This is a genomic window from Polynucleobacter sp. 35-46-11 (assembly GCF_002281105.1).
The window spans coordinates 1-6,015 of the sequence record NZ_NCFJ01000121.1; the positions used below are offsets into that span (position 1 = coordinate 1).

Here is a 6,015-nt window from a genome sequence, read left to right on the forward strand (position 1 = left end):
GCCGTATCGCTAAGGCCATTTTTTCGCTGCACCCTCATAAAAACCTAAACGGAGACAAGTAATGAGAAAACGCGTGATGTTGGTAGATGACCATCCAGCAATGCTGATGGCATTAAAAAGTATGTTGCAAGATCAGTTGCTTTTTGAGATAGCAGGACAAGCGCAGCATGGGGAAGAGTGTCTTCGCTCGATCAAAGAAGTCAATCCCAATATGGTGATTTTAGATTTAGATATGCCCAAGACCGATGGCTTTGATGTCATTCGCCGGATTGGCTTGATGCACCCTGACGTTCGCATTCTCGTTTTATCCAGCTTAGATGAAGCTGTCTATGGGGGTAGAGTGCGATCCTTAGGTGCTCATGGTTTTGTCAATAAGACCGCTGGTGCCGATGTCATTCTGGCTGCATGTGTTGCTATCTCGCAGGGATATACGTTTTTCACGCATGGGAAGAACGGCAACACCTCTTTAAGTGACAACGACAAATTGGCGCTGATATCCGATCGCGAACTGCAAGTCATGAAGTATCTCGGCAAAGGCAACACCAATCAGCAGATATCAGACTTACTACACATCAGCAATAAGACTGTGGCGACTTATAAGACTAGAGTCTTTGACAAACTAGGCATTAACAATATTGCCGATTTGATCTTGTTCTGCCGCATGAACAACATCATCGAAAGCTAAAGCTAGCATGCATCGATTCATATTGAATAAAGTATTGGCACTCTGCTGCATCTATGGTGGCGCAACTTACGCCGGCCCCTTTAGCGCTTCAGAGCAATCATGGATCGATGCCCACCCAGTTGTGCGATTTAGCATTCACGAAAAATATGCCCCCTATCTTGCCCAAGCCAATCAGGAAAAAAGTGCAGCACCATTTAAAGCCCTACTATCAAAAATTGAAGAATGCACCCGACAGCAATATGTAGCGGTATGGAGAAAATCTGATCAAGAAGGTTTAAAACAACTCAGCAAGGGCGATGTGGATTTCATTATTGATCCGCCTAGCATTAATGACCATGTCCTGCAATTTGGCTCCCTGTCTGAAGCTATCTTTTGGGGGCATGATGCCATTGTCACTAAGAGCTCAAGCAAGCTGGATTCGCCAATCCTAAAAATTGCCTACTTTGATAGGGGTCTTGAGAATACGCCCTCCATCTTTGATGACTATGCCAAAGATAAAGAGGCTCAGTCACCTAATGACTTGATGCAATCCCTGATCAAAAGCGATATCGAGGCATTGGTGATGCCAATCCGCTTAGCGCGTCGATTGATACAAGAAACCCCAAGTTCAGATCTAAAAATAGATGGGCTTTACAGTCGAGATCCATTTGCCTATCGCTGGTTAATCTCAGATCAAGATGCTCCCCTGCATGATGTATTGAGTCACTTTTTAAATGACTTGGATCCCATTGCCTCACGCCAGCTCTTTGCCTTAGGTGATGAGGCCAAGCCAAAATCAAGCCTACTACCCTGGCTAAGCGCAATATTGGTATTCATTATTGGTGGGGTGATGCTCTACCAGCTCCAAAGAAAGTATTTTCATCAGAAAAAAACTGCTCTTGAGTTACTGAACTCCAAAGAATTAGCCGAAAAGGCCAATGCAGCCAAATCCGCTTTTCTCGCAACCATGAGTCACGAAATTCGCACTCCCATGAATGCCATCTTGGGAGTTCAAGAGCTGCTACTCAGTAGCGCGCAATTTCCTAAAAAAGATAAACCGCTATTAAAGAGCGCTCAAGCTTCAGCTGAATCGCTTTTAGGGATGCTCAATCAAGTACTGGATATTTCTAAGATTGAAGCTGGCAAACTCACCCTCAATCTAGAACCGTGCAATCCACATCAATTGATCATGGATATTCATGCGGCGTTCTCCACGGTAGCCCAGAAACAAAATCTTCTTCTACATACCTCGATTGACCCCAGAATCGCTGAAGTTCTGATGATTGATTCATTGCGTCTACGACAAGTTCTGCAAAACTTACTGAGCAACGCAATTAAGTTCACCAAGGAAGGTGAGGTGTACTTTTCCACCACCGTACTGGCAGATGATCATGCTGGCCAATTACTTGAGTTCAGAGTAATCGATACTGGGGTGGGCATGGGCAGCGAGCAAATTAAATTGGCTCTGCAAGCTTTTGAGCAATTACCGACTACGCAGGAATCTTGCCATTCTGAACAAGCTAGGGGTACAGGGCTTGGACTGACGATCACCAATCATCTAGTGAACTCCATGAACAGTCATCTCTACTTTGAAAGCGCTCCAGGCTTTGGAAGTAATGTTCACTTTTCGGTGGCCTTTCCTAGAACGAGTATTGCTGCTCCCCAGCCTACTAGCTTCGACTCATTAGAATCGCCATCCAAAAACTTGATCTCGAAAAGGGCGGGAAGGAAAAACTGCTCCATTCATGCCTTAGTAGTGGAAGATCACCCAGCCAGCCGACAAATTTTGTCTTTGCAATTAGAGGCATTAGGAATACACACCCATGTTTGTGAGAATGCTGCCATTGCACTCATGCTACTGAAAGACCACCATTTTGATCTCATGCTCACAGATCAGTCTATGCCCGGAATGCAAGGTTCTGAATTGGCTAAACAAATCCGATCCCTGGGTAATCGTGAATTAGTCATTATTGCTGTCACAGCCGATATTTACGCTTTAGACTCCCGCCACCAATTTTTATCCTCCGGTATGAATGGCGTGCTCATCAAGCCGCTAAGTCTTGGTGCTCTTGAGAATGAACTCATGCGCTATTTTGAGTCCAGCCAAGACCCCGTCTGTAGTAATGAGGTCTACTCATTTGACGCTTTCTCCAATCTCATTAAAGACGATCCCCGCCAAATCGTCGTAATCCTGGAAGAAATTGAAAAGGTACATCTAGAGGTTCTGAGTCAGCTTCGGTTAAATAGTGGTCAAGCCCCTATCAATGAGGCGCAGTTACGAAGTCTGATCCATAAAGTCAAAGGTGGAGCACAACTGTTGCAAGCCAACGAATTTATCCATGCCTGTGAATCGCTTGAAATTGAGGGGCCACTTTCAGATCGCATAGATCAATTCGTCACCCTACTCGAAGAACAAAATCAAACTATTGAGACTTATAAGAAAAGATATCGGCATTAATTTGTGGCTGTTGTCGTAGGCTGGGCATCAAGGTTTATCCTATAGGGAATGCGTACTCAGAATTCTTCAAGCTCAGTCCTAGCCCAAGCTCACGTCGTGTTGCTTGGGCTAGCCATCCTACTCCTGGCCCCTCAGGCGTACTCTGCGGACTTGGCATCGAAGGACGCCGCTCTGAAGTTCATACCTAAGGCTGTAGCAGCTAGCCTTGAGAAAAATCAGATTCCCAAAGATGCAATCAGTATTTCAGTAATGGAAATTGATCAGGCTCGACCAGGAAAAGTGACAGCAAAAACAGAGGTAGACTGGCGTTCGCAGCAGGCAATGAACCCTGCATCCACCATGAAGCTCATCACCACCCTCGCAGGATTAGATGTCCTAGGGCCTCAATATCGTTGGCGTACAAACATTTATACCGATGGACTTATTCGTCAAGGTACTCTCAAAGGCAATCTCTATTTGCAAGGCACCGGCGATCCAAAGCTAATCCCCGAAGAATTCGCCAAAATGATGAACGCTATACAGAATTTGGGCATCCAGAAAATTGATGGCAACTTATTCTTTGATAGAAGCGCCTATGCGCCTAGCGTGATGGAACACAACACGATCGATGGCGAATCTTTGCGCGCCTATAACGTCCCACCAGATCCCCTGCTGTACGCTTTTAGAACCCTCTCATTTCAACTAGGTAAGTCACGCACTGCTGACTTTATCGATATCAGCTACACGCCACCACTATCCAAACTCAAAGTGGTTAACCAAATGCAGTTGGTCAATCGGTCTTGTGATGACTGGAAAAGCAATCTTCGTTTTAACCTGGATCCCGAGGGTGATGGGGCTACTACCAACCAATTACTGACTGCTCAGTTTTCTGGCAGCTTTCCTAATGCCTGCAAAGGGGTGAACTACAACGTCGTTGCTTTAGATGCCAATACCTTCCTTGCCCAAGGCTTTGCTGCAGCCTGGGAGCTCTCTGGCGGTACTTGGGCTCAAGCACCCACCGGAAAGTCTGGTACCGTTCCCCTAGCGGCGCGACTGCTGCTGCAGTTTGAAGGCATCCCTTTGGCTGATGATGTGCAAGATATCAATAAGTTTTCCAACAATGTAATGGCAAGGCAATTGATGTTGACCTTAGCATTAGAAAAGATGGGTAAACCAGCGACTACTGAAAATGGTGAGCTGGTGATTCAGAGCTGGCTAAAGGGATTGGATCTTCAGTTTCCGGAACTCGTAATTGAAAATGGCTCCGGCCTATCTCGTAATGAGGCAGTATCAGCCGAGCATTTGACTCAACTATTGGTTGCAGCCCGCAACTTATCGGTAGCAGATACTTTTTATAACAGCCTACCAATTGCAGGCACAGATGGCACGATGAAAAACCGTCTCATGGCACATTTGCGGAAATTTTTGCATTTGAAGAAAAAGCCTGAGGCCCGAATAAAAACTGGAGCACTCGTAGATGTACGGGCAATATCAGGTTATGTGATGAGTAAGTCTGGAAAAATGTACGCTGTGACCTCTTTCATAAACCATCCAAATGCTTTGAAAGGTCTAGATGCGCACGATCAACTCTTGGCATGGCTATTAAATGATGGGCCAGATCCAAAACAGGCGCGTTGAAGTCGATCTCGAACACCATCCCATTCCTCGCCCACCGGAGGCTCCGGAAACAGAATTAGATCCCAGCCTTGCTGATCTAAATCTCGCAAAGAGCGGTACAAGCGACTCGCAAATGCAGCACTATCACTAGGCACAATCACTTCCTCAAAATGAGCTGATGGATGCCCATCATCGCCTAATGAAGAGTCTGAATCCCATACAGCAACTGCTACCCGCGACTTAATATCTGGGAACTCGCTGAGTGCATCCAAGACTCTGCCCGGCGCATACATTCTGAGAGGGGTTGTCGGAGCGTAATGGGCACGAAGACTACCAGAGACTCTTGGTGCATCTCCACCCTGCTTCACTAAATCACTTTCACCAGGCAAATAGACTTTAATACCCGTCTTGGTAAAAATTTCTCCTGGAGTAATGAGGCCTGGGCGCAATAAGACTGGATGCTCACCAGAAGATAAATCAATGATGGTCGATTCAATGCCGACTTCGCAGTCACCACCATCCAAAATCATGAGCTCCAACATACCTTCAAACTCGCTACGGACATCAGCAGCGCTCGTAGGAGATACTTTGCCGAAACGATTAGCCGAAGGAGCAACCACCCCACCCTTAAACTTACGCAGCAATTCTTGTGCAATCGGATGCGCAGGCGCCCGAATCGCCACGGTATCTTGACCGCCGGTAAGCTCGTTTAAAACGCTTTTATCTTTTTTAAAGACCAAGGTCAGTGGACCTGGCCAAAAGGCATTAATGAGTCTTAAGGCATCCTCTGATAAGTCTCTTACCCAGGGCGATAGAACTGGAACCCAATCGATTTGGGATTGATCAAACCTATCAGGGGCTGCCAAATGGACAATGAGCGGATGATTGGATGGTCTGCCTTTAGCGGTAAAAATCCGCTTAACTGCATCAGGATTCTTCGCATCTGCCCCTAAGCCGTAAACAGTCTCAGTCGGAAAGGCAACTAAGCCACCATCTCGCAAAGTTTGTACTGCTTCGTTAATTACCGCAGATGATTGTAGTGAGCTACTATCGCTGGACATTTCTAGGGCTCAATCCCTAATTCAAGCGCAACAGCTACGCAATTTTGACGCGCTTGGTTAAGTGACTCACCCAAACAATTGATGTGACCCATCTTGCGACCCATGCGTGGATCGGATTTTCCATAGAGATGTAACTTGGCATCTGGATGCGAGAGCACCTTATCCCAAGCAGGCTCTCTTGTCTTGTCTTCACTACCTTCATACCAAAGATCACCCAAGAGATTGAGCATAGAGAC

4 protein-coding genes and 1 pseudogene are annotated in these 6,015 nt (G+C 46.2%); 3 read left to right on the forward strand and 2 right to left on the reverse strand.

Going from position 1 to position 6,015, the window contains the following annotated elements; all coding sequences use genetic code 11:
• The first annotated feature begins 61 nt into the window (after window positions 1-61).
• From B7Y67_RS09510 to dacB, 3 genes are read left to right on the forward strand one after another with little or no spacing between them, the layout of a single operon-like run.
• Window positions 62-685 (forward strand): response regulator transcription factor, encoded by a 624-nt coding sequence (locus B7Y67_RS09510; protein ID WP_215301983.1) that lies wholly within the window; start codon window positions 62-64, stop codon window positions 683-685.
• Window positions 686-692: 7 nt separating this feature from the next.
• Window positions 693-3,122 carry a response regulator gene (locus tag B7Y67_RS09515; protein ID WP_293598437.1) on the forward strand — a complete coding sequence of 810 codons (2,430 nt, stop codon included), beginning with the start codon at window positions 693-695 and terminating at the stop codon, window positions 3,120-3,122.
• A 48-nt stretch (window positions 3,123-3,170) separates the two neighbouring features.
• The gene (gene dacB / locus B7Y67_RS09520; RefSeq protein ID WP_293598438.1) at window positions 3,171-4,739 is read left to right on the forward strand and encodes a D-alanyl-D-alanine carboxypeptidase/D-alanyl-D-alanine-endopeptidase; all 1,569 of its coding nucleotides are present in this window, start codon (window positions 3,171-3,173) and stop codon (window positions 4,737-4,739) included.
• On the opposite strand, the gene B7Y67_RS09525 is transcribed toward dacB, so the two are convergent.
• Together B7Y67_RS09525 and B7Y67_RS09530 are read right to left on the reverse strand one after the other, a co-directional pair.
• Window positions 4,685-5,779, reverse strand: a complete 1,095-nt coding sequence (locus B7Y67_RS09525; RefSeq protein WP_293598439.1) for an L-threonylcarbamoyladenylate synthase — start codon at window positions 5,777-5,779, stop codon at window positions 4,685-4,687. The two genes, dacB and B7Y67_RS09525, sit on opposite strands and share 55 nt — an antisense overlap.
• A 2-nt stretch (window positions 5,780-5,781) precedes the next feature.
• Window positions 5,782-6,015: pseudogene (locus B7Y67_RS09530) on the reverse strand (5-(carboxyamino)imidazole ribonucleotide synthase); the annotation flags it as partial.

What these genes read in the sequence shown, in the direction of transcription:
- B7Y67_RS09515 (WP_293598437.1), top strand. Translation starts at nt 693, where the DNA reads ATGCATCGATTCATATTGAATAAAGTATTGGCACTCTGCTGCATCTAT.
- B7Y67_RS09525 (WP_293598439.1), bottom strand. Translation starts at nt 5,779, where the DNA reads ATGTCCAGCGATAGTAGCTCACTACAATCATCTGCGGTAATTAACGAA.
- B7Y67_RS09510 (WP_215301983.1), top strand. Translation starts at nt 62, where the DNA reads ATGAGAAAACGCGTGATGTTGGTAGATGACCATCCAGCAATGCTGATG.
- dacB (WP_293598438.1), top strand. Translation starts at nt 3,171, where the DNA reads ATGCGTACTCAGAATTCTTCAAGCTCAGTCCTAGCCCAAGCTCACGTC.